The organism is Clostridium celatum, from assembly GCF_021412605.1.
GTDB lineage: Bacteria > Bacillota > Clostridia > Clostridiales > Clostridiaceae > Clostridium > Clostridium celatum.
This window is the reverse complement of the sequence record NZ_JAJKGM010000020.1, coordinates 31,215-55,052: the sequence shown is the minus strand read 5'-3', so window position 1 is coordinate 55,052 and position 23,838 is coordinate 31,215. Positions and strand designations below refer to the sequence as shown.

The window sequence follows — 23,838 nt, the reverse complement described above, 5'->3', positions numbered from 1 at the left end:
CATTTGCATTGATGTATCTCCATTACTCATATCCGGAGGGGTCTGCATTTGCATTGATGTATCGCCATTATTCATATCCGGGGGAGTTTGCATTTGCATTGAGTTGTCTCCATTATTCATATCTGGAGGGGGCTGCATTTGCATTGATGTATCTCCATTACTCATATCCGGAGGGGTCTGCATTTGCATTGATGTATCGCCATTATTCATATCTGGAGGAGTTTGCATTTGCATTGAGTTGTCTCCATTATTCATATCAGGAGGAGTTTGCATTTGGCCATTGTCATCTTTATTACCCATAGCAACGCTATCACTTTCAGGTTTGTATAAATTACCATTTATAGAGCCATAATGTCTTTCTATAAATTCCTCTTCAATAGGTTCAACTGCTAGGTATAATCCCCATTCTTCGCCATTAACAGTTATATGAGCATAGGCACATTCTGGTGTTGGAACATTTAGAGAATCAAGCAATTTATAAGAAAAGTATTCTTTCATATAAGTTGTATCAGACATATTGTTATTTAAAACTAGCTTACTAAGTCCGTCTAATGTTTGTCCATCAATATATTTATCAAATTTTAACTTAAAGCTAAATCTATCTGTAGTACTATCAGCGACAATTTGAGATAAACTAGAATTTCCTTTTGGCCTAATACCTACATTAGTATAAGTTGTTCCGTTTACAGTTATATTTGCTGAGGTATATTCTTCAGCAGATGCATTATCAATCATTTCTTGCCAAGCATCTTCAGACATTTCTATATTTATTTCAATAATTTTATCATCATCAAATATTGTAGTTACATAATTAGGTTGAGTTATTGAAGTAGCCAAAGTTATATTTTTAGGTAATAGCACAATAAGTGATGAGAAACATATAGCTATTACCATTAATACAGCAACAATTGCATTAAAGTGTTTGTTTGAAATCATTTTTTCACCACCTATTAGCTTAGCTCATATATTCGCCATTATAGCTAACTAAGACAACATTATTTACTCCAGATATATGACTAAGTTCATTTACAAATTGAGTTGACATTTCTTTTAATCTTATTTCAACGGTTAATTCTATTCCAGAATTAGCGGAAACAGTTTTAGATTTAACAACATGTTTTTTTACAGAACTAGAAACAAATTTTATAGCTTCTTTTTCACTATTATCATTAGTACAATTAACAACTAGTATATAAGGATTATCAGTACTTTTCTTATTAACAAATAAAACCATTATGATACCTATGAAAACAGAACCTATAATTCCTAGTGGAATAAGACCAGCGCCTAAAACTATACCAGCAGATATAGCCCAAAATAAAAAGGCAATATCAAGTGGTTCTTTAATAGCGGATCTAAATCTTACTATAGATAATGCACCAACCATACCAAGTGATAAAATAACATTTGAAGTAATTGCTAAGATAATTAAAGTAGTTATAAGTGTCATTGCAACTAAAGACATTCCAAAGCTTTCCGAATACATAACACCCTTAAAAGTCTTTTTATAAATTAAAAAAATGAATAAACCAACTGCCAATGCTAAGCATAGAGCAATTAATGTATCTGTTATAGAAAAACTGGTAGTTTTTTCTAAAAAACTTAATTTAAAAATATCTGAAAAGTTAATTTGTGAATTCATTTGTATTACCTCCAAAAATAATATTAAAAATAATTTATCCAAACATCCTACAGTTAGCATATTTAGAAATTGAAGTAGCTTTTCTTGTATTAGTTTGTATTATATCTTTTATTATGTCAGGTAAAAATTCATCGAACTTTACCTCTAAAATAATTGTATCGTTATTAGGTATTTTCATTATAGGAAGATTAGTATTGAACATATCCTTTGAATAAATACCACTTTTAACATTACTATCAATAGTAATTCTTACATTTCCAGGTTTATAGATATAAGCTTCACGTGTATAATCCACAACAGTTTTAGGTTTTAACATTTGTGACTTCATTTTAAAGTATAATTCTTGTATTAACGATTTATCAGAATTAAGCATCCATTCAATATCATTATTTAATATTTTCTCACATTCTTTTTTTGTTAAAGGTGCAGAAAATTTAGTACAAAGTCCATTTATTTTACTTTTCTTTTCAAGTCTTATAAACGAAAAGTTATCATTGTAAAATCTAATTCTAAATTTCTCTCTTTTACTATATCCATTGATTTTTTCCATTAAGGCTTTATCATTAAAATTATCAAAGTAAAGACTTCGTATATTATAAATACCATTAGAATTAGCGTTTTTATCTAAAGAAGCAATATGTTTAATTCTATTTTTTAGAGCATAGTAATCAGATAAATTTATAAAAAATTTTAATTCATGTCGTGGTTTACTCATAAAGTAATCACCTCCCAATTTTTGTGTTAAATTTAAGTTAACTTACAAATTTAATATTAGTACTTTAATCTTAAAATAGTCTTAAAAGTACACTTAAAGATAAATTTATATGGTAGACTTTTAGTAAAGAATCATTTTATATATTAGGTAAGGAGAGATGATGAATGAGATTATTACTAGTTGAAGATGAAATACAACTTTCGGAAGCACTTACTCAAATATTAGGGAAAAATAAATATGTAGTTGATGCTGTTTATGATGGTGAAGATGGATTGGATTATGGATTAACAGATATATATGATGTAATAATATTAGATATAATGCTTCCAAAGCTTAATGGATTAGAGATACTTAGAAGATTAAGAAAAAATAATATAAAAACACCAGTTATTTTACTTACAGCTAAAGGTGAAATTGAAGATAAGGTTAAGGGACTTGATAGTGGTGCAGATGATTATTTAGCTAAACCTTTTGCAACAGAAGAACTTTTAGCAAGGCTTAGGGCTTTAACTAGAAGACAAGGTGAAATAATAAATGATAATATATTAGAATTCGGAGATATTAAGTTAAATATATCTAGCTATGAGTTAGAGGGGCCATGTAATAGTATAAAATTATCATTAAAAGAATTTGAAATAATGAGATGTTTTATGCAAAGACCTAAGTCTATAGTGACTAAGGATGAACTTATAACTAAAATTTGGGGGTATGATTCAGATGCTGAATACAACAATATAGAAGTATATATTTCATTTTTAAGAAAAAAAATTAATTATATAGATTCAAAAACAAATATATCAACAGTTAGAGGTGTAGGATATAAACTGGAGGATATTTAAATGTTTGATAAATTAAAGAAAAAATTTATTCTAATGAATATGGTATTATTAACTACAGTGTTTATTGGAATATTTGGAACTATATATGTAATGACTGCCTTTAGTTTAAATAGAGATATGGAAATGCAACTTAGGAATAGTATGAATCCAATGGCAAAGCCACCTAAAGGAAATATGGATGTTACAATAACTATTAACTTGGATTCAGAAAATAAAATAACTAATATAGTATCTAGATTTGATGTTTCAGAATGGAATACTAAACAAGTTATAGATGAGATATTAAGCAATAATGAAAGCTTAAGTAAAATAAAAATAAATGGAGAAAGCTATGCTTATCTTAAACAAAATATTAATGGTGGAATAAAAATTGTATTAATAAGTAGAGCATATCAGCAAGATGTTTTAGCAAATTTGCTTAGAATATTTATTTTAGTTGGTGCTATAAGTCTTATTGTCTTATTTTTAATAAGCATATATTTTACTAATAGAACAATAGAGCCCTTAGAGGAAAGTTTCAAAAAGCAAAAGCAATTTATTGCAGATGCTTCACATGAACTTAGAACACCTCTTACAATTATTAAAACTAATATATCTTTATTAGAAGAAAATAAAAATGAAACAATTAAAAGCCAAGAAAAGTGGATTAAATATATTGATTCGCAAGCTAGTAGAATGTCTACTTTAATTAATGAAATGCTTTCTTTAGCAAATTTAGATGCAAAAAGAAAAAATGAAGAAATCACTAGTATTAATTTAAGTAAGATTCTAAATGATTTATTACTTGTGTTTGAAGTGGTTATATTTGAAAAAGGATTACTATTAGAGGAAAATATATCAAAAGATATATTTATAAATGGTGAAAAGGATCAAATAAAAAAGTTAATAAGTATATTAATGGATAATGCAATCAAATATACTAATAGTGGCGGTAAAATTACAGTAAATCTTAATGTTGATAAAACTAAAACTAAATTAATAGTTAAGAATACAGGTGAAGGAATTGCAAAAGAGCATTTAGAAAAAATATTTGAAAGGTTTTATAGGGTTGATGCTTCAAGGGATAGAGGTACGGGGGGCTATGGATTAGGACTATCTATAGCTAAATCGATAGTTGAAGATCATAAGGGGAAGATTTATGCAGAAAGTATAATTGGAGAAAGTGCATCATTTATTGTAGAACTTCCTATAAATAATGAGAAATTAAAAGTTGATAGTAATAAATTGACTTAAAATTGGGTTGTATTAAACTTATAATATAAGAAGGTTTAATGCAACTATTTTTTTGTAATTAAAAATATTAAGAAATTCTTTAGATTTTTAATAAGTTCTTCTTTATTTTTTTAAAGTATTATAGAGTTATAATATAGACTAAAAGGATAATTTTGGAGGAGTAAATATGAATGCTAATACAATATTAAGTTATTTATCACAATATGGAGTAATATTTATATTTGTAATTGTATTTTTAGAATATTTAAATTTACCAGGACTACCAGCTGGCATAATAATGCCATTGTCAGGGGTTTGGATATCAAGAGGTGAAATGAATTTTCCTTTTGTCTTAATATTATCTGTTATAGCAGGGGTAATTGGCAGTTGGGTATTATATTTCTTAGGATTTTATGGGGGAAATCTTTTATTAGATAAATACACAACAAAATTTCCCAAGCATAAAAAATATATAGAAGAAAAGTTAGAGTATTTAAGAGGAAAAGGACATATTGGAGTTTTTATAAGTAGATTAATACCAGTTGCAAGGACTATAATTGCAATACCAGCAGGTGTACTTAAAATGAATTTTTTAAAATATACAATATATTCTGCTTGTGGAATATTTATTTGGAATGGCGTATTTATTTCAGCAGGTTATATTTTAGGAGAAGGAATATTTAAATATATTACTTAAATTGAAAGTTAAAAAGGGCAAATAGCAAATTAATGTGATAATTTGTTGTTTGTCTTTATTTATTGTGTAAGATAATATTTGTATAAAGAAATATAGTGATATGCTTATTTTAGATAAGATTAATTAATAAAATTATAAATGATTTTTATATGATAAAATTTAGTTAATAGAACTTAAGAAAATCTTTAGAATTATATGAAGTAGTTCTTTAGCTTTTTTTATTATCATTTGTAGTATAGTAAATGAGCATGTTCTTTAAAATAATTAAGAGAAGGGGAAAAGTAAGAGGTGAATAATATGAGCTCATATAATATTTTAGTAGTTGAAGATGAAAATGATATAGCAATTGCAATTGAAGCATATTTAAATAATCAGGGATACAACGTTTTTATAGCTAATAATGGAATTGAAGGTTTAGAAGTGTTAGATAAGGAAACTATTCATTTAGCGGTAGTTGATGTAATGATGCCTAAGATGGATGGTATAACTTTTGTTATGAAGCTTAGACAAAATCATGAGTTTCCTGTAATAATGTTATCAGCAAAATCAGAAGAGGTTGATAAAATAATGGGGTTAAATATAGGAGCAGATGATTACGTAACTAAACCATTTAGACCATTAGAGTTATTAGCTAGAGTTAATTCACAACTTAGAAGATATTCAAAATTTTTAAATATGGTTACTAAAAAAGAAGTAAATGAAAATGTATATGTAGTTGGTGGACTTGAATTAAATACTGATACTAAGGAAGTAAGCGTAGATGAAAAATTAGTAAAGCTTACACCAATTGAATTTAAAATATTAGAATTACTTATAAAAAATCCAGGAAGAGTATTTGCAACAGAGGAAATCTACGAAAGAGTCTGGAATGAGCAGGCAATAAATACAGATACAATAATGGTTCATGTAAGAAAGATAAGAGAAAAGATTGAAATTAATCCTAAAAATCCGAAATATTTAAAGGTGGTGTGGGGAGTTGGATATAAAATTGAAAAACAATAAGAATAATAGTGACATGAATTATTCGGAAAATGATGTTAATGCAATGAAAAAAAAGGTATATAAAAGTAAAGGAATTATAGCTACATTAGTGTCATTATTAATAATAGCAAGTGCAGCTTTAGGTATGTGTAAGGCATATCCTATTATAGATAAAAGCGCTAGGAATATTGAAAATAATTATTTTGAGCATTATGGATTTGCAGAAGATTTAGCAGAAACAAGTTATGTAAATTATTTTAGTACTTTATCAGAAAAAAACGAAGGAAATTTAAGTCCAGGAAAAACTTTATTGAATTTAGAGAGTAATATATATAGTAATGAAAATTATTATACAGGTGAAGAATATATCAATCAGTTTAATTCAAATTTTAATAATTGGAGAAACAGAACAGAGGGAAGATATACAAATTTATTATATTATGCTTATAATAAAACAAATAACGTAGATAAAACTAATATGGGTAATGGGGTAGAAGTTAAGGATAAAAATGTAGTTATATCACAAGATGCTAAAGATATATATCAATTTTATGTAGCTTTAAACTTTGATGAAAATGGAATTATGACTATAACTGATATTTATGGTGCGGATAAGAATAATTTTGAGTATAACTTAATAGATAATTTAGATGGTATTGATGATTATTATGAGTATACAATTAAGCCTATAAAAAATATGTCAATTGTATATGCAGTGCCTAAGGTTCTACCTTTTGATGATGTAATATCTTGGGGGATAAATAATTCAAAGATGGTAGGATATGAAATGGCTGGGGCAACGGCGGTAACAGTAATTATAACTTTTATAGCCATAGCTGCACTAATATTTCCTATTAATAAAGCTAAAAATATGTCTTTATTTAATGGATTATCAAAAATACCGTTTGAAGTTTGGATGATAATATGTGGACTTGATATAGCACTTTTAATGGTATCACCTAGATATATGGTAAAGCCAGCATTAGAAGGAAATCTAGAATATTTGTTTGGGTTTATTATAAATGGATTTACAGTTTCTCAAAATTTAATATGGTTCTTTAACTTTATAACTTGGGTTATAGAATTTGGAGTAGCATTTTTTGCAGTATTAATAATAAAATATATATTTAATATGGGTTTTAAAGAGTATTTCAAGAAAAGAACCATATTAGGTAGAATTTTAACATTAATTATTAGATATGTTAAAAAGGTATTAAATGAAGTAACTAAGGTAGATTTAAGTGAAAAAAATAATAAGCTAATAATAAAATTATTATTAATAAATGCAGTAATATTATTAATAATAACTTCAATTTGGTTTTTTGGAATACCTGTAGTTATACTTTATTCAATAATATTATTCTTTGTAATAAGAAAATATGTTGATAAGATAAGCGAAAAATATAGTAAGCTTAGAGAAGCAACAAGTAAAATTGCACAAGGTAATTTAGATGTAAAAATAGAAGAGGATTTAGGACTTTTTGAGCCATTTAAAATGGATTTAGAAAAAATTCAAGGTGGGTTTAAGAAAGCCGTAGATGAAGAAGTTAAGAGTCAGAAGATGAAAACGGATTTAATATCGAATGTTTCTCATGATTTAAAAACTCCACTAACAGCAATAATAACTTATGCAGATCTTTTAAAGGATGAAAATTTATCACAGGAAAAACGTAGGCAGTATATTGAAACTTTAGATAAAAAAGCTCAAAGACTACAAGTTTTAATAGAAGATTTATTTGAAATGAGCAAAGCAACTAGTGGAAATATAACATTAAATATAGAAAATATTGATGTTGCATCTTTAATGAAACAAACATTACTTGAATTAGAAGATAAACTTGAAGAGGCAAATTTATCAGTTAGAAAAAATATACCAGAAGGAAAAGTAATATTACCTTTAGATAGCCAACGCACATTTAGAATTTTTGAAAATTTAGTAATTAATATGACTAAATATGCAATGCCTAATACAAGAGTGTTTATAGATATGATTGAAGATGAAAATAAAGTTGAAATAATAATGAAAAATATGGCAGCGGAAGAAATAACATTCAATGTAGAAACTATTGCGGAAAGATTTGTTCGTGGAGATGAATCAAGAAACACAGAAGGTTCAGGATTAGGTCTTGCAATAGCAAAAAGTTTTGTTGAACTTCAAGGTGGTAAATTTGATATAAGTGTTGATGGGGATTTATTTAAAGTAACAATAATATTTACAAAATAGTTTTAGAATATAAAACAATAAAAAGGATAGAGTATAGCAAAATTTTTATTTTCTATACTCTATCTTTTTTAGATAGTAGAAATATTAAGTGCAATGAATAAATTTTATATGAAATAAATATATTTATACATAATTAAATTTTTATAAAACTAAATAATGGAGGAAAATATTATGTCATATAGATATTTATTAGATATCGCATTAATTTTATTAAGTACAAAATTTTTAGGATTACTAACAAGAAGATTTAATTTACCACAAGTAGTTGGAGCTTTGCTTGCAGGTGTTATATTAGGACCATCAGTTCTTAACATACTTCATGAAACTGATTTTATAGGAATGATGGCAGAGCTTGGAGTTATAGTAATTATGTTTACAGCAGGATTAGAAAGTGATATAAGACAGTTAAAAAATTCAGGAAAGGATTCACTTATAATAGCTACTTTTGGTGTTATTATACCTTTAATAGGCGGAACTATTGTTGCATATATTTTTAATGATGGAAGTTTAAGTACAGTAAGCAATATATTACAGAATGTATTTATTGGTGCAATACTAACAGCAACTTCAGTTAGTATTACAGTAGAAGCATTGAGGGAATTAGGGAAACTATCGGAGAAATCTGCAACAGTGATATTAGGTGCAGCTATTATAGATGATATTCTTGGAATTATAGTATTAACGATAATAACTAGTATATCAGATAAGTCTGTTAATGTTGGAATTGTATTTTTAAAAATTATTGCATTTTTTATTTTTGCTCTTGTAGTAGGATATATAATTTATATAGTTTTTGATAAATGGATAAATAAATATGATATTGATAAAAGAAGATTTGTCATAGGAGCATTCGTTGTTTGTTTATTGTTATCATTTTGTGCAGAGGAGTTTTTTGGAGTTGCAGATATAACTGGTGCATTTATAGCAGGTTTAGTTTTATCAAGAAATAGAGAAACAGAGTATATTTCTAAGAGATTTGATATAATTTCATATATGTTATTATCACCTATATTTTTTGCAAGTATAGGTATTAATATGGAAATTCCTAAAATGACAGTATCTATTATTATAATGACTATTGTTTTAGTTGCTGTAGCGATGTTAAGCAAAATTATTGGATGTGGATTAGGGGCAAAAATATGTGGATACTCTAAAAAGGAGATTATACAAATTGGAACAGGAATGATGGCAAGAGGTGAAGTTGCACTTGTTATTGCTAATAAAGGAATAAAACTTGGTATTATGAATACTTATTTTTTACCATCGATTATAATAATGATAATAACTGCAGCAATATGTACGCCTATATTACTAAAGAAAGCATATACAGTATAAATAAATTAATAAAATCTAAAAAATATAATTTTAAAAATGTATCATTTGTTACAACATAAACTTTATATATTATGTATAATTTAAATATAATATTAAAAAAATATATAGAATATGTAAGTATAACACATATATAAAGGAGAGATTAAATTATGATTAATAAGGATAATACTATAGGTGAAATATTAGAAATGAATCCTAAAGCTGCAGAAATATTAAGTGATTTTGGAATGGGATGTTTAGGTTGTCCATCTGCAACAATGGAAACATTAGAACAAGCTTGCTATATTCATGGATTAGAATTAGAAGAAGTTTTAAACAAATTAAATGAAAAATAATTTTAAGGAATCTGTATTGCAAAAAAGCAATGCAGATTTTTTTGTATATTTTTATTTTGTTAAGGAAAAGATATTTATGTATTTAAAGATATTGACAAGGAGACTTTAATATGGGAAATAGTATGGCTATGGAATATCCTATGTTTTGTTATCAATGTGAACAAACAGCAGGTGGTAAAGGTTGCACTAAGATGGGGGTATGTGGTAAGACACCAGAGATTGCAGCACTTCAAGATCTACTTATATATCAAATAAAAGGTATAAGTTGTTATGCTAAAAAAATAGTTGAAAAAGGTGATAATGTAGATAAGAGTATAGTAAGCTTTGTCGAAAATTCATTATTTACAACTTTAACAAATGTAAATTTTGATGCAGATGTACATGTTGAAATGTTACGAGAATCACAAAAAATAAAGGAAAAGCTAAGAAAACAAGTTGGAAAGATTAAAAATGATACAGATCATGCTACTTATAATTTAAGTGAAACTAAATCAGAAATGCTTGAGGATGCAAAAAAGGCCGGAATAATGTATGATCAGGAACTTGATCCAGATATACGTTCATTAAGACAAACTATAGTTTATGGATTGAAGGGGATAAGTGCTTATGGACATCAAGCAAGAGAGCTTGGATATTATGATGATCAGGTTGATAATTTTTATATAAGAGCATTAGAAGCAACAACTGATGATACTTTATCAGTTGAAGAATTAATAAGATGGACTATGAGAACCGGAGATATGAGTGTTGCTGTAATGAAAAAATTAGATGAAGCAAATACTACAGTTTATGAAAATCCATAACCTCATAAGGTAAATGTTCATGTTAAAAAAGGGCCATTTATTATAGTTTCAGGGCATGATTTAAAAGACCTTGAAATGTTATTAGAGCAAACAGAAGGAAAGGGTATAAATATTTATACTCATGGTGAAATGATACCAAGTCATGGATATCCTGGATTAAAAAAGTATTCTCATCTTGTTGGAAACTTTGGAGGAGCTTGGCAAGATCAACAAAAAGAATTTGATAATATACCAGGTTGTATTTTAATGACTACAAATTGTCTTATGAGGCCAAGAGAAACTTATAAAGATAGAATTTTTACAACAAGTGTAGTTGGATGGGATGGAGTAAAGCATATAGGAAAAGGCAAAGATGGAAAAAAAGATTTTAGTGAAATAATAAATAAAGCTTTAGAACTTGGTGGATATGAGGAAGATCAAGAACCACATGAAATATTAGTTGGATTTGGCCATCATGCAACGTTAAGTAATGCAGAGACTATAGTCAATGCAGTTAAGGATGGTAAGATAAGACATTTCTTCTTAATTGGAGGATGTGATGGTGCTAGACCAGGTAGAAATTATTATACTGAATTTGCTAAGATGGTACCAGATGATTGTGTAATACTTACTTTAGCTTGTGGCAAATATAGATTTAATAAACTAGACTTTGGAGAAGTAGCAGGACTTCCAAGGCTTTTAGATGTAGGTCAATGTAATGATGCATATTCAGCAGTTAGAATTGCAACAGCATTAGCAGATGCTTTTGGAACAGATGTGAATGGATTACCATTATCATTTATAATATCTTGGTATGAGCAAAAAGCTGTTGCTGATCTTTTAGCATTATTATCACTTGGAGTAAAAGGAATATTCCTAGGTCCAACACTTCCTGCATTCTTAAGTCCTAATGTACTTCAATATTTAGTTGATACATTTGATTTAAGACCTATAAGTACAGCTGAAGATGATTTAAAGACTTGCTTACAACAAGGTATATAAAAATGTATTTTAGAATTTAAGATAATAGATAAATAAAAAATAATATAATCTTAAAGTTTATAAGGAGATAAAATGAATTTAAATAATAATGATATTATAAAAGTTGCTAATATTGATAACATCGATGAAGGAAAAGAAATTATAGCGATGAATAAAAAGTTCAAAACGATTTGTTTTGTTTTTGATGTAGGTAAAGGCTTGCCTAACCATACTCATAATGGATATGCAAGTGTCTTAGTTTATGATGGAAGTGTATCACTGGAATTTGTAAATGGTGAAAAATATGAATTAAATAAGGGAGATTTCATGCCATTTGATGCAAGAATAGAACATAATGTAATTGCAAGGTCTAAAAGTAAAGTATTAGTAACTATATCAGAAAGCTTGGCAGAATAATATTAATAACTAAAATAAATAAGTTAACAAAAATACTTAAATGATATTAATTTATTATTTAAGTATTTTTTTATTTAAACAGTTCAATAGGATTTTATATATAAGTTTTAAGAGAAATTATATTAGTTGTGATAGGATTTATAATATTAACATGGCTAATATATAAGATTAAAAAATTTTTTTAAATAATGTGCATATAATATGATTATTATTTTAACATACGTAACAAATGTTACTTAATATAATATAAATTTAATATATAGTAATGATATAAATTAAAAATTTAAAAAGATAGGAGAAGAGAATATGAGTTTATTTTTAGGAAAGATACATTACTGGTTATTTAATAAAGTATTATGGTTTGAAGGATTAGAAGGTGAAATCATAGAACTTGCAAAAAATGAAGGGTTAAATATATATAAGCTACAGGATGAAATTAATATAAAATATGGAGAAAAGCTTCCGGATAAAAAACTTGAAGATATGATAGATACAAGTAATATTCATGGATGGTTACAAGGTAAGATTCATAACGCAGAAGGTAGAATGGCTGCATGGACCAATATTATATTAAGTAATAATAAAGATGCTATTTTAAATATGAAAAAAATATATATTGAACAAGGAATTAATGCTGCAAAGGAAGCAAAGACTAAGCTAAGCAATATTACCGCAGAAGATATATTTAAGAGTATGAATGATTATATATTAGATGGAATGCCATGTGATAGAGTAAATGAGGTAATAAATTCAAATAGTGAAACTGTAGAGTGGAAAAGAAAAGTATGTGTACATAAGGATATTTGGAAAAATGAAGGTATATCAGTAGATATATTTTATAACTTAAGAAGTGAATGGATAAATGCTTTTGTTGTTGAAATGAATAATGATTATGAATATATTCAATTAGATGAAAATACACAAGTAATTAGGAAAAAGATATAAGGGGGCACATTAAATGAAGGCTATAGAAATAATGAATGAAGAGCATAAGTATATTCTAAGAATGTTAAATGTAGTTAGAAAAGTGTGCTTTAGAATTATGAATGGTGAAGAAATAATTTATGAAGATTTCAATAAGATAATTGATTTTATTCAAAACTATGCAGATAATCATCATCATAAAAAAGAAGAAAAGGTGCTTTTTACTAAAATGGTAGAGCACATAGGAGAAACAGCAGAAAAAGCAGTTAATCAAGGAATGCTTGTAGAACATGATTTAGGAAGATTATATGTTAGAGATTTAATAAATGCTTTCGAAAAGATGAAGAGTGGGGATGAAGAAGCAAAACTAGATGTTATAGCAAATGCAATTTCATATACACATTTATTAATAAGGCATATAGATAAGGAAGATAGAGTTATTTATAAATTTGCAGAAAGAAATTTAAATGATGAAATAAAGGAATTTATTAATGTAGAATGTGAAAAATTTGAAATTAGTAATGAAAAAATAAAGAATAGATATATATTAATTTTAGAAGATTTAGAAAAGAAATATTAATATGCTATATATAAAATTGTAATTGTAGGTTTTAATAAAATAACTATGTTATAAAACTTAAAAAAATGAAAAAGAAATTCTGCTAATTTTTAATGTTAATTAGCAGAATTTTTTTAGTATAAATTTTTAGCTTTTATTATATAAAAATTACAGGTATAGAATTAAATCCTATACCTATAATTAATTTAAATTATTTTCTAGAGTTGTATATTTCTTTTTCTACATCAATAAAGATTTGAGCTATAACACCATAAGCTTTTCCCCAAGCTTCGATAACTTCATCGGTAGCAGCATCACCTAAGACTTCTTTAATAGAAGCTAAAAGATTTGAGCCAACTATTGGATAATGTCCTTCAGTAATTTGACGGTCACAGTGAACTTCACCAATTTTTTTTACTACAGGTAAAATTGCTTGTAGATTATCTATATTTTGAGCAGCGGCTAAAATAGTCATAGCTAGTGCTTTAGGTTGTTCTCCAGAATTTTGCTTGTCCATATTAAATAATGGTTTAACTTCTGGGTTATTTATGAACATATTTTTATAGAATGTTGTAGTAATTTCTAATCCATGTTCCTTTAATACTGGAACTGTACTTTTTATTATATCTATTGTTTTTTGATCTAACATATTAATTCTCCTTTTATCTAATAATTATTAAGTGATAATTATTATTTGTTCTCTTGGGATAAATATAACATATAAAAATAAAATGTGCAAGTAAAATACACATTTTATTTTTATATGTTATAATGGAGATACTACAAGTGAAAGGAAGATAATAAATGCAATTATCAAAGTTTACAGATTATGCTTTTAGAGCGTTAATATATTTAGCTAAAAATCCACAAGATAATGGGACAGTAGATAAATTAGCAGATGAATTAAACATATCAACACATCATTTAAAGAAGGTAATTAATAAATTAGCAAAAACTGAATATATAATATCAACTAAGGGGAGAAATGGGGGCCTTAAATTAGGATTACCACCAGAAGAGATTAATTTAGGAAAAGTTTTATTGTTAACAGAAGAAAATTTAAGTTTGGTTGAATGTATGAATGAAACAGGAACATGTCCTCTAATTAGTGAAGAATGTAAGCTTAAGGGTATCATTTGTAGATCTCTAAATGGATTTATAAATGAAATGTCTAATTATACACTAAGGGATATAATATAAGTAAAATACTATATATTAAAACAAAGACCCTACTAGAATAAGAAAAAGATATCTAGTAGAGTCTTTGTTTTTTAATAATTATAATGCACTTTCAATAATTTCAGCTTTATGTAGAGTATTTAAAGATTTAAATTCCTTATAAATTAATACTAGTGTTATTACTACTGATAAGAAATCCGCACAAGCACCTGCAGCCCAAACACCATCTAATCCAATAAATAAAGGTAGTATTAAAGTAAATGGAATTAATAATATAACTTGTCTAAGTAAACTAACAAACATAGACATTTTAGCTTTACCTATTGATTGGAAATAACTAGTTGAAACAATGTTTATTCCAACTATTGGCATCATTAATAAATACATTCTAACACCTTTTATAGCAACAGCAGTAAGTTCAGGATCATTGTTAAATAAGCTTATTGCAAATTTAGGGAAAGCTTGAATTAGAATCCCACCGATTGTACAAATAACTGTAGCTGCAATAGTAGCAATTGCAAAAGTCTTTTTAGCTCTATCGTATTTTTTAGCACCATAGTTAAATCCAATAATAGGCTGACAACCTTGATTAATACCAAATATAGGCATCATAAATACCATGTTAATAGAACCTATTATAGTCATGGCTCCTATAGATAAATCATTACCATAAGCTTTTAAAGAATTATTAGCAACAACTTGTACTAAACTGTTAGCAATTTGAGTTGCAAAAGGAGCAATACCAATAGCAAAAGTCATCATCACTAAGTTTTTCTTTAATTTCATATTTTCAAATTTTAATTTTAAGTTGGATTTTCCTTTAGTATAGTAATAAAGAATTATGAAGAAAGTAAGTGCTTGAGAAATAACAGTTGCAAAAGCTGCTCCTTTAATTCCCATGTTTAATACAAAAACAAATAAATAGTCTAAAATTATATTAGTACCACATCCAATAACCATTGTTATTGAAGCTAGCTTAGGATTACCATCAGCTCTTACAGTACTATTTAATGCAAAAGAAAGAATATTAAAAGTACATCCACATAAAATTACAGTAATATATTGCTTTGCATAAAATAAAGTATTTTCACTAGCACCAAATATATTAAGTATTGGATTAAGGAAAATAAGACCAATAATTGTTATGGATATTCCAATAATTAAGCTTAAAGTCAGTGCACTTCCAATAAGCTTTTCAGCATATTCTCTATTACCTCTACCAAGATTTAAGGAAATATTTGCTGTTGAACCAATACCTATAAGCATTCCAAAAGCTAATAAAATAGACATAATCGGCATAGTTATTCCAACACCAGTAAGTGCAAGTGAACCTACATCTGGAATTCGGCCAATAAACATTCTATCTACTATATTATATAAAGCATTAACCATCATTCCTATTATTGCAGGAATAGAGTATTTTAATAAAAGTTTTCCGATAGACTCTTCGCCTAACATATTTTGATGTTTCATATTTGTCCTCCTAAGTGAAATTAAAAATTTATATTTTATTAAATTGAAGTTAATTAACAATGCAAATTTTATATTTAGTTATTAAAAACATTTTTTGATAGTTTATTAAGGATATTTAATCCTTGACAAATTTCATCTTCGCTTAAATTAGATGTAAGCATTTGCTCCCATTTAGTTAAAATATCAAAGAATTGATCTTTAATATTAAAGGCTTTTTCAGTTAAATAGATTCTATTAACCCTTTTATCTGAGCTATCTTTAAGACGACTTACTAAGCCTGCCTCTTCTAGTTTCTTTATTGCTTTCGCAGTTGTGCCTTTATCTATATTAACTAAATCTGAAAGCTTCTCTTGATTAATTCCATCATGTTTATAAAGTTGTATCATGAATAGATATTGCCCAGACCCAATTTCAAGGTTATTAAATTCCTTGCTAAAAAAAACATTAGCTTGTCTATGAATTAAAGATATATATTTACCGAAATACTCATTAGTAGAATTCATATAAAAAACTCCTTTTAGTCATAAAATACTAATATATTATAGTAAAAAAATAGTTGCAAATGCAACTATTTTTTATTTTTACTTTTGAGAAAATATAATAAAGAAATAAAATTACAAGCTAATGATAAAATAAATATTTTAAAATAAAAACCAATACAGGAATTTATTAAAAGGAATTTGAATGATTTTGAATGAAAATGAAAGTTTTTGAATGAAAATCATTGACTTGTGAATAAAATAAGAGTATTATGAAATCAAGGAAGTGATGTAAATGTTATCAGAAGAGAGATATAAATTAATTTTGGATAAGTTAGATAAGGAATCAGTAGTATATTTAAATGATTTAGTTAAATATTTAGATACATCTGAATCGACTATAAGAAGAGATTTAAATGCACTTCATAAAGCAGGATTGCTTAAGAAGGTTCATGGTGGAGCTACATCATTAAAAGATATAAAGATAAATACAAGTGATGATAAAGTAGAATATAGACAAAATTTAAATATGGATGAAAAGCTTAAAATTTCAGAGTATGCAGCATCATTAATAGAAGATAATGACTTAATATATATGGATGCAGGTACAACTACTGAGCTTATAATAGATTTTATAAAAAATACAAAAGCGGTATTTGTAACTAATGGAATAGTTCATGCGAAAAAGCTTATTCAAAAAGGATGTACTACTTATATATTAGGTGGGGAGTTAAAATTAATTACTGAAGCTATAGTAGGGGTTGAGGCTATAAATAGTTTAAGAAAATATAACTTCACAAAAGGTTTTTTTGGAGTAAATGGGGTTTCAATTAAAAATGGATTTACAACGCCAGATATAAGAGAGGCTATGGTAAAAGAAGAAGCAATAAATAGAACAAAAGATAGCTTTGTTTTATGCGACACTTCAAAATTTGATGAAATAAGTTCTATAACATTTGCAAGCATTGATAAAGCGAGAATAATAACAACTAATTTGGAGGATATTAAATATAAGCAAGTTACAGACGTTGTGGAGGTAGGCAAATAATGATTTATACTATTACTTTTAATCCAGCATTAGATTATATAGTTAAAATGGATGATTTTAATTTAGGACATGTAAATAGAACTAATAGTGAGAGTGTTTATGCCGGTGGAAAAGGCATAAATGTTTCAATAGTTTTAAATAACTTAGGTGTTAAAAGTAAGGCTTTAGGGTTTATTGCAGGATTCACAGGAGATGAAATTGAACGAGAAGTAAGAAATTTTGGCTGTGATACTGATTTTATTAAATTAAAAGAAGGCATGTCTAGAATAAATGTAAAAATTAAAGCTGATGTTGAAAGTGAAATAAATGGTGGTGGTCCAAATATTTCAGAAGAAGCATTAAATGAACTTTATATGCAGTTAGAAAAACTTGAATCAGGAGATATATTAGTTTTAGCAGGAAGTATTCCAAAAACTATGCCAGTAGATATTTATGAAAGAATAATGGAAAGACTTCAAACTAAAGGAGTTAAGTTTATTGTAGATACAACAGGAGATTGCTTATTAAAGGTGTTAAAATATAAGCCATTTTTAATTAAGCCAAATCATCATGAACTTGGGGATTTATTTAATGTAAAACTTAATGGAAAAGAAGAAATTATTGAATATGCAAAGAAGCTAAAGGAAATGGGTGCAGAAAATGTAATTATTTCTATGGCTGGAGATGGAGCTATTTTAATAAATTCTAATGGAGAAGTTACAATTAGTAATGTTCCAAAGGGTGTAGTCAAAAATTCAGTTGGAGCTGGTGATTCAATGGTTGGTGGATTTATAACTGGTTATGTAAATTCAGGTAATGTTGAAGAGGCCTTTAAATTAGGTGTAGCTACAGGAAGTGCATCAGCATTTTCAGAAGGTTTAGCTACAAAAGAATATGTTTATGAATTATTAAAGCAAGTTAAATAAAAGTGTTTAAGGGAGGAATGGAAAGTGAAAATTACAGATTTACTAAAGAAAAATGGAATTGCACTTAATCCAAGTGTTAACACAAAAGAGGAAGCAATTAATACATTAGTAGATTTAATGGATGTAACTGGGAGATTAAATGATAAGGAAGCGTATAAAGAAGCGGTTTTAGCAAGAGAAAGCTTAAGTACAACAGGAATTGGAGATAATATAGCAATTCCTCATGCTAAGACAACTGCAGTAAAGGAACCAGGACTTAGTGCAATGGTACTTACTAATGGAATAGATTATGACTCACTTGATGGTGAACCAGCAAAGTTATTTTTTATGATTGCAGCACCAGAAGGCGAAAATAACCTTCACTTAGATGTACTTGCTAGACTTTCAATGATGTTAATGGATCCAAGCTTTAAAGATCAATTAATAAATGCAAAAAGTGTTGATGAGTTTTTAAATCTTATTGATGAAAAAGAAAATGATAAGTTAAAGGCTGAAAATGAAAAAGAAGAAGCGCAAAAAGCTCAAGTTAGTGGATATAGAGTATTAGCAGTTACAGCATGTCCGACAGGAATAGCTCATACATTTATGGCTGCAGAAGCTTTAGAAAATAAAGCTAAAGATATGGGAATTACTATAAAAGTTGAAACTAATGGTTCTGGTGGAGCTAAAAACGTTTTAACAGCAGAGGAAATTAAAAATGCAGATTGCATAATAGTTGCAGCTGATAAAAAGGTTGAAATGGCTAGATTTGAAGGTAAAAAAGTTATTCAAACTAAAGTTGCAAATGGAATTCATAAAACAGAAGAATTATTAACTAGAGCTACAAATGGAGATGCGCCAGTATACCATCATGCAGGTGGAAATGATAGTGAAGGTGTATCATCAGAAGATAAAGAAAGTATTGGAAGACAAATATATAAACACTTAATGAATGGTGTATCTCATATGTTACCATTTGTTATAGGTGGAGGTATATTAATAGCTTTAGCATTCTTATTAGATAACTATAGTATTAATCCAGCTAACTTTGGTAAAAATACACCAGTTGCTGCATTAATAAAGACAATTGGTGAAACTGCATTTGGATTTATGTTACCTGTACTTGCTGGTTATATTTCAATGAGTATTGCAGATAGACCAGGTCTTGCAGTTGGTTTTGTTGGTGGTATGTTAGCTAATTTAGGTACAACTTATGCAAGTGCATTTGATTCTTCAGTATCAGTTATTAGTGGAGGATTCTTAGGAGCATTATTTGCAGGTTTCTTAGGTGGTTATTTAGTATTAGGATTAAAGAAGATATTTGATAAATTACCACAATCTCTAGAAGGTTTAAAACCAACATTACTATATCCTTTCTTTGGTATTGGATTAATTGGTTTAATAATGATATTTGTAAATCCATTCTTTGGTGGAATAAATGAAGCAATAACACATTTCCTTAACTCAATGGGTGGAACTAGTAGAGTGTTATTAGGTATAGTTGTTGCAGGTATGATGGCAATCGATATGGGTGGTCCTTTCAACAAAGCCGCATATGTATTTGGTACAGCATCACTTGCATCAGGAAACTATGAAGTTATGGCAGCTGTAATGGCTGGTGGTATGGTTCCACCACTTGCAATTGCTTTAGCATCAACATTCTTTAAGAATAAATTTACAAAGAGAGAAAGACAATCAGCACTTACAAACTATGTTATGGGGTTATCATTTATAACAGAAGGAGCAATTCCTTTTGCAGCAGCAGATCCACTAAGAGTTATACCTTCATGTGTAATTGGTTCTGCAACAGCAGGTGCGCTTTCAATGTTATTTAACTGTCAATTAAGAGCGCCTCATGGTGGAATATTTGTATTACCTGTTATAGGAAATCCATTTGGATATTTAGCAGCAGTTGCTATTGGTTCTGTAGTTGGAATGGCAATATTAGCATTACTTAAGAAGAAAGTAGTAGAATAGTTATATATAAATAATATAAGGTATTAGAAATCTTTAATTTAAGATTTTTAGTACCTTATTTTTATTATAAAAATTAATTTTTTATATAAAATAAAAAAATGATAATTATCGCATACTAGTACTATACAAATGATTAATGTCATAGTAGGAGCAAGTGTTATGGAAAATAATAAAAGAAAAAATAAAAATATAATAGGCTCAGAAGCCTTTCCAGGAATATTATTATTAGCAACTACAATTTTAGCCTTAATTTTAGCAAATACACCTTTAGATAAATTTTATAATTATATATTGTATGATTTAAAGGTAGGAGAAGAGTTTAATTTACACTTATTTATAAATGATTTTTTAATGGCAATATTCTTTTTAGTTGTAGGATGCGAAATAAAAAGAGAACTTATATATGGAAAACTTTCTTCTATAAAACAAGCATCTTTTCCAGTTATAGCAGCTGTTGGAGGTATGATAGTACCAGCGTTAATATTTACACTATTTAATTATAGTACTGCATTTGAGATAGGTGCTGGTATACCATTATCTACAGATATAGCATTTGCAATAGGAATTTTCTCAATCCTAGAAAGCAGATTAAATTTTTCATTAAAGCTATTTTTACTTACATTAGCTGTTGTAGATGATTTATTATCAATAATTATAATTGGAGTATTTTATTCATCACATATAAGGGTGTCAGGAATAATAATTTCTTTAATTTTAACAGCTATTCTATTTTCACTTAAATTTTTTAATAAAAGAAACAAATTATATCCATACATAATATTAGGTGTAGCATTATGGGCAGCAGTATTTTATAGTGGAATACATTCAACATTAAGTGGAGTAATATTAGCCTTTAGTATACCTGTATTACCTGAGAAAGATAAAGAGAAAGATTTAAGCTATAAAATTCAACATAAGTTAGAACCATTTTCTAATTATGTAATACTTCCTTTATTTGCGTTTTCTAATACAGGAATAAATTTAGGAGGAAATTTAAACTTAGCAAAAGATTATCCTTTAATGATAGGAATAATACTAGGGTTAGTCATTGGAAAGCCAGTAGGAATTGTGCTATTTGGATATTTAGGAAGTTTAATAGGTATAACAAATAAGCCACAAGATACATCGTGGTATGATGTTTTAGAGGTTTCAATACTTGCAGGAATAGGATTTACAATGTCATTATTCATATCAGAGATAGCTTTTGCTGGTGAAGAAGTTGAACTTAGTGTATCAAAAATATCAGTATTAATTGCAGCTGTTATATCAATTATAATTGCAAGTATATTAACTTCTATTGGAGAAAAGGTTCAACATAAAAATTAATTTTAAAGATATATATTTAATATAAATCTAAAATAAAAAATATTAATTAAATAGCAATTTTTAAAGCACTTTCATATATTATTACGACAAAAATATATAGGAAGTGCTTTAATATGAGCATAATAAGTAAAGTAGTATATTGTACTATGATTTCAGCAGGAGGAGTACTAGAAAAAAAGTTTAATAAATATACCTTAAATTCGAGATCTGTAAATGAAGAGGTTCTATTTAAAATATTAAATAAAAATAATGAATGTAACTATGGAGAAAAATATAATTTTAATTCGATAAGGTCTGTAAATGAATATAAAGAAATAGTACCTATTACAGATTATTCTGATTATGAGCAATATATAAATGAAATGCTAAAAGGTAAAAAAAATATTTTAATTACTGATGATGTTGAATATTTTGGGCATACATCAGGAACAACAGGTAAACAAAAGTTAATACCAGTTACTAAAAAATCCAGAGAAGTTGGTAGTAAGTATATGGCGTTGTTAATAGAACGATTTGCGTATAATAATTTAAAAAATCAATGGAATTATGGACGAGGATTAATGTTGGCAGATACTGTTATGACAACTTATTCTGAAGGTGGAGTACCTATATGTTCAGCAACATCAGGTGGAATGGATGCAATAAAGTTTATACTTCCTAAAATATATACCTCACCATATGAAGTTATGAAAATTAAAGATAAAAATACGGCGTTATATTTACATTTATTATTTGCTTTAAATGATAAAAATCTAACTTATATAAGTGGTGTATTTATTTCAAATGTTTTAGATGCTTTAAGAGTTTTAGAAGAAAAAAGTGAGTTACTAGTAATGGATATTAAGAAAGGTAGGATAAATAGAAACTTAAATATTGGTGATGAAAATCGAAAAAAATTAAATAAGTATTTAAAGCCAAATGCAGGAAGAGCCGATGAGATAGAATTAGAGTTTTCTAAAGGGTTTAGAGGAATATGTAGAAGACTTTGGCCAAAGATAACTTATATTGCAGCAGTAACAGGAGCTAATTTTTCAATATATGATGAGATGGTTAATTATTATACTGAATCATTACCAATTTATTCACCAGCATATGCAGCAACTGAAGCTATGATAGGAATTAATCCATATATATCAAATATAAGATATGTAATAATACCGGATACGGTATTTTATGAATTTATTCCAATAGATGAAAGTGATAAGGAAAAGCCTGTGACATGTTGTATAGATGAATTAAAGATAGGAGAAAAATATGAGATTATAGTAACTAATTATGCAGGATTTTATAGATATAGATTAGGCGATGTAATTAAAGTTGTTGGATATTATAATAATTCACCAGAAGTTGAATTTTTATATAGAAAAAATCAAGTTCTTAATATGGTTTCGGAAAAAACCACAGAAGATCATTTAAAGGTTTCAATAAATAAAACTATAAAAGAACTTGGAGTATCACTAATTGACTATACAACCATAGCTGATAATACGATAACACCAGGTAGATATATATTTTATTTTGAGTTAGATAAAGAAATATCCCAAAGTAAGATAAAAAACTTTGAAAAAATTTTAGATTTAGAGCTTCAAAAAGCTAATTTAGCTTATAGTAGATTTAGAAAAAATAATAAATTATCAGGTGTAAGTGTTAATGTTGTTAGAAAGAATACATTTGATAATATAAAGAAATTTCTAATATCAAATGGAGTTTCAAAAAGTCAAATTAAAATTCCAAGAGTAGCGACTAATAAAACAGATATTTTAAGAATTTTAAATGATAATAGAATATAAGAAAAAGATAGAAGTGATAGAATTTAAACTTTAATATCA

Annotated in this window: 22 protein-coding genes and 1 pseudogene; 17 read left to right on the top strand and 6 right to left on the bottom strand. The window is 27.1% G+C overall.

Annotation, left to right across the window (positions count from 1 at the left end; genetic code table 11):
* From LPC13_RS09880 to LPC13_RS09870, 3 genes are all read right to left on the bottom strand, one after another.
* Positions 1-936 (bottom strand): CotH kinase family protein (locus LPC13_RS09880; protein ID WP_234088773.1); only part of this gene is annotated, 936 nt, incomplete at its 3' end.
* Between the two features lie 19 nt (positions 937-955).
* Positions 956-1,642: a DUF4956 domain-containing protein gene (locus tag LPC13_RS09875; protein ID WP_040419114.1), complete on the bottom strand. Its 687-nt coding sequence runs from the start codon at positions 1,640-1,642 to the stop codon at positions 956-958.
* A 34-nt stretch (positions 1,643-1,676) separates the two neighbouring features.
* Entirely contained in the window at positions 1,677-2,357 is a 681-nt protein-coding gene (locus LPC13_RS09870) for a polyphosphate polymerase domain-containing protein (protein ID WP_005212458.1), read from the bottom strand.
* A gap of 164 nt (positions 2,358-2,521) precedes the next feature.
* Between LPC13_RS09870 and LPC13_RS09865 the strand changes: the two genes are divergently transcribed.
* The 11 genes and pseudogenes from LPC13_RS09865 to LPC13_RS09815 all read left to right on the top strand — a co-directional run bounded on the left by LPC13_RS09865 (position 2,522) and on the right by LPC13_RS09815 (position 13,664).
* Positions 2,522-3,196 (top strand): response regulator transcription factor, encoded by a 675-nt coding sequence (locus LPC13_RS09865; protein ID WP_005212459.1) that lies wholly within the window; start codon positions 2,522-2,524, stop codon positions 3,194-3,196.
* On the top strand, positions 3,197-4,429 hold the full coding sequence (locus LPC13_RS09860; protein WP_005212461.1) for a sensor histidine kinase: 1,233 nt from the start codon (positions 3,197-3,199) through the stop codon (positions 4,427-4,429). It begins immediately after the preceding gene.
* A 166-nt stretch (positions 4,430-4,595) separates the two neighbouring features.
* Positions 4,596-5,105, top strand: a complete 510-nt coding sequence (locus LPC13_RS09855) for a DedA family protein (protein ID WP_195244782.1) — start codon at positions 4,596-4,598, stop codon at positions 5,103-5,105.
* 297 nt (positions 5,106-5,402) lie between these two features.
* Positions 5,403-6,107 carry a response regulator transcription factor gene (locus LPC13_RS09850; RefSeq protein ID WP_005212466.1) on the top strand — a complete coding sequence of 235 codons (705 nt, stop codon included), beginning with the start codon at positions 5,403-5,405 and terminating at the stop codon, positions 6,105-6,107.
* A complete protein-coding gene (locus LPC13_RS09845; protein WP_005212469.1) occupies positions 6,082-8,310 on the top strand; it encodes an ATP-binding protein in 2,229 nt (742 codons plus the stop codon). Before LPC13_RS09850 ends, LPC13_RS09845 begins: the two co-directional genes overlap by 26 nt.
* Before the next feature lie 168 nt (positions 8,311-8,478).
* Positions 8,479-9,645 (top strand): cation:proton antiporter, encoded by a 1,167-nt coding sequence (locus LPC13_RS09840; RefSeq protein ID WP_187116558.1) that lies wholly within the window; start codon positions 8,479-8,481, stop codon positions 9,643-9,645.
* Between the two features lie 149 nt (positions 9,646-9,794).
* Positions 9,795-9,980: a DUF1858 domain-containing protein gene (locus tag LPC13_RS09835; protein WP_005212474.1), complete on the top strand. Its 186-nt coding sequence runs from the start codon at positions 9,795-9,797 to the stop codon at positions 9,978-9,980.
* Positions 9,981-10,090: 110 nt separating this feature from the next.
* Positions 10,091-11,764: pseudogene (hcp, locus tag LPC13_RS09830) on the top strand (hydroxylamine reductase).
* A 72-nt stretch (positions 11,765-11,836) separates the two neighbouring features.
* Positions 11,837-12,160: a cupin domain-containing protein gene (locus LPC13_RS09825; protein ID WP_005212479.1), complete on the top strand. Its 324-nt coding sequence runs from the start codon at positions 11,837-11,839 to the stop codon at positions 12,158-12,160.
* A gap of 306 nt (positions 12,161-12,466) precedes the next feature.
* Positions 12,467-13,105 carry a hypothetical protein gene (locus LPC13_RS09820; protein ID WP_005212481.1) on the top strand — a complete coding sequence of 213 codons (639 nt, stop codon included), beginning with the start codon at positions 12,467-12,469 and terminating at the stop codon, positions 13,103-13,105.
* 13 nt (positions 13,106-13,118) lie between these two features.
* Entirely contained in the window at positions 13,119-13,664 is a 546-nt protein-coding gene (locus LPC13_RS09815) for a hemerythrin domain-containing protein (RefSeq protein WP_005212483.1), read from the top strand.
* A gap of 190 nt (positions 13,665-13,854) precedes the next feature.
* Here the strand turns inward: LPC13_RS09815 and LPC13_RS09810 are convergent, their stop codons facing one another.
* Entirely contained in the window at positions 13,855-14,292 is a 438-nt protein-coding gene (locus LPC13_RS09810; protein ID WP_005212485.1) for a globin domain-containing protein, read from the bottom strand.
* A gap of 155 nt (positions 14,293-14,447) precedes the next feature.
* On the opposite strand from LPC13_RS09810, the gene LPC13_RS09805 reads away from it, so the two are divergent.
* Positions 14,448-14,843 carry an RrF2 family transcriptional regulator gene (locus LPC13_RS09805; RefSeq protein ID WP_005212486.1) on the top strand — a complete coding sequence of 132 codons (396 nt, stop codon included), beginning with the start codon at positions 14,448-14,450 and terminating at the stop codon, positions 14,841-14,843.
* A gap of 78 nt (positions 14,844-14,921) precedes the next feature.
* Here the strand turns inward: LPC13_RS09805 and LPC13_RS09800 are convergent, their stop codons facing one another.
* Positions 14,922-16,295 carry an MATE family efflux transporter gene (locus LPC13_RS09800; RefSeq protein ID WP_005212488.1) on the bottom strand — a complete coding sequence of 458 codons (1,374 nt, stop codon included), beginning with the start codon at positions 16,293-16,295 and terminating at the stop codon, positions 14,922-14,924.
* A gap of 74 nt (positions 16,296-16,369) precedes the next feature.
* The gene (locus tag LPC13_RS09795; protein WP_005212490.1) at positions 16,370-16,798 is read right to left on the bottom strand and encodes a MarR family winged helix-turn-helix transcriptional regulator; all 429 of its coding nucleotides are present in this window, start codon (positions 16,796-16,798) and stop codon (positions 16,370-16,372) included.
* A gap of 271 nt (positions 16,799-17,069) precedes the next feature.
* Between LPC13_RS09795 and LPC13_RS09790 the strand changes: the two genes are divergently transcribed.
* The 5 genes from LPC13_RS09790 to LPC13_RS09770 all read left to right on the top strand — a co-directional run bounded on the left by LPC13_RS09790 (position 17,070) and on the right by LPC13_RS09770 (position 23,799).
* Positions 17,070-17,822 (top strand): DeoR/GlpR family DNA-binding transcription regulator, encoded by a 753-nt coding sequence (locus LPC13_RS09790; RefSeq protein ID WP_005212492.1) that lies wholly within the window; start codon positions 17,070-17,072, stop codon positions 17,820-17,822.
* Complete coding sequence (gene pfkB, locus LPC13_RS09785; RefSeq protein ID WP_195244788.1) at positions 17,822-18,727, top strand: 1-phosphofructokinase; 906 nt, start codon at positions 17,822-17,824, stop codon at positions 18,725-18,727. Before LPC13_RS09790 ends, pfkB begins: the two co-directional genes overlap by 1 nt.
* A gap of 24 nt (positions 18,728-18,751) precedes the next feature.
* Positions 18,752-20,683 (top strand): PTS fructose transporter subunit IIABC, encoded by a 1,932-nt coding sequence (locus LPC13_RS09780; protein ID WP_005212500.1) that lies wholly within the window; start codon positions 18,752-18,754, stop codon positions 20,681-20,683.
* A gap of 159 nt (positions 20,684-20,842) precedes the next feature.
* On the top strand, positions 20,843-22,009 hold the full coding sequence (gene nhaA / locus LPC13_RS09775; protein WP_040419119.1) for a Na+/H+ antiporter NhaA: 1,167 nt from the start codon (positions 20,843-20,845) through the stop codon (positions 22,007-22,009).
* 113 nt (positions 22,010-22,122) lie between these two features.
* Positions 22,123-23,799 carry a GH3 auxin-responsive promoter family protein gene (locus LPC13_RS09770; RefSeq protein ID WP_005212504.1) on the top strand — a complete coding sequence of 559 codons (1,677 nt, stop codon included), beginning with the start codon at positions 22,123-22,125 and terminating at the stop codon, positions 23,797-23,799.
* Positions 23,800-23,838: the final 39 nt, after the last annotated feature.

Bases quoted from the DNA above. Each gene is read 5' to 3' on its own strand.
- LPC13_RS09835 (WP_005212474.1), top strand. From the start codon at position 9,795: ATGATTAATAAGGATAATACTATAGGTGAAATATTAGAAATGAATCCT.
- LPC13_RS09850 (WP_005212466.1), top strand. From the start codon at position 5,403: ATGAGCTCATATAATATTTTAGTAGTTGAAGATGAAAATGATATAGCA.
- LPC13_RS09805 (WP_005212486.1), top strand. From the start codon at position 14,448: ATGCAATTATCAAAGTTTACAGATTATGCTTTTAGAGCGTTAATATAT.
- LPC13_RS09825 (WP_005212479.1), top strand. From the start codon at position 11,837: ATGAATTTAAATAATAATGATATTATAAAAGTTGCTAATATTGATAAC.
- LPC13_RS09790 (WP_005212492.1), top strand. From the start codon at position 17,070: ATGTTATCAGAAGAGAGATATAAATTAATTTTGGATAAGTTAGATAAG.
- LPC13_RS09800 (WP_005212488.1), bottom strand. From the start codon at position 16,295: ATGAAACATCAAAATATGTTAGGCGAAGAGTCTATCGGAAAACTTTTA.
- LPC13_RS09870 (WP_005212458.1), bottom strand. From the start codon at position 2,357: ATGAGTAAACCACGACATGAATTAAAATTTTTTATAAATTTATCTGAT.
- LPC13_RS09795 (WP_005212490.1), bottom strand. From the start codon at position 16,798: ATGAATTCTACTAATGAGTATTTCGGTAAATATATATCTTTAATTCAT.
- LPC13_RS09770 (WP_005212504.1), top strand. From the start codon at position 22,123: ATGAGCATAATAAGTAAAGTAGTATATTGTACTATGATTTCAGCAGGA.
- LPC13_RS09860 (WP_005212461.1), top strand. From the start codon at position 3,197: ATGTTTGATAAATTAAAGAAAAAATTTATTCTAATGAATATGGTATTA.
- pfkB (WP_195244788.1), top strand. From the start codon at position 17,822: ATGATTTATACTATTACTTTTAATCCAGCATTAGATTATATAGTTAAA.
- LPC13_RS09865 (WP_005212459.1), top strand. From the start codon at position 2,522: ATGAGATTATTACTAGTTGAAGATGAAATACAACTTTCGGAAGCACTT.
- LPC13_RS09875 (WP_040419114.1), bottom strand. From the start codon at position 1,642: ATGAATTCACAAATTAACTTTTCAGATATTTTTAAATTAAGTTTTTTA.
- LPC13_RS09820 (WP_005212481.1), top strand. From the start codon at position 12,467: ATGAGTTTATTTTTAGGAAAGATACATTACTGGTTATTTAATAAAGTA.
- LPC13_RS09815 (WP_005212483.1), top strand. From the start codon at position 13,119: ATGAAGGCTATAGAAATAATGAATGAAGAGCATAAGTATATTCTAAGA.
- LPC13_RS09810 (WP_005212485.1), bottom strand. From the start codon at position 14,292: ATGTTAGATCAAAAAACAATAGATATAATAAAAAGTACAGTTCCAGTA.
- nhaA (WP_040419119.1), top strand. From the start codon at position 20,843: ATGGAAAATAATAAAAGAAAAAATAAAAATATAATAGGCTCAGAAGCC.
- LPC13_RS09855 (WP_195244782.1), top strand. From the start codon at position 4,596: ATGAATGCTAATACAATATTAAGTTATTTATCACAATATGGAGTAATA.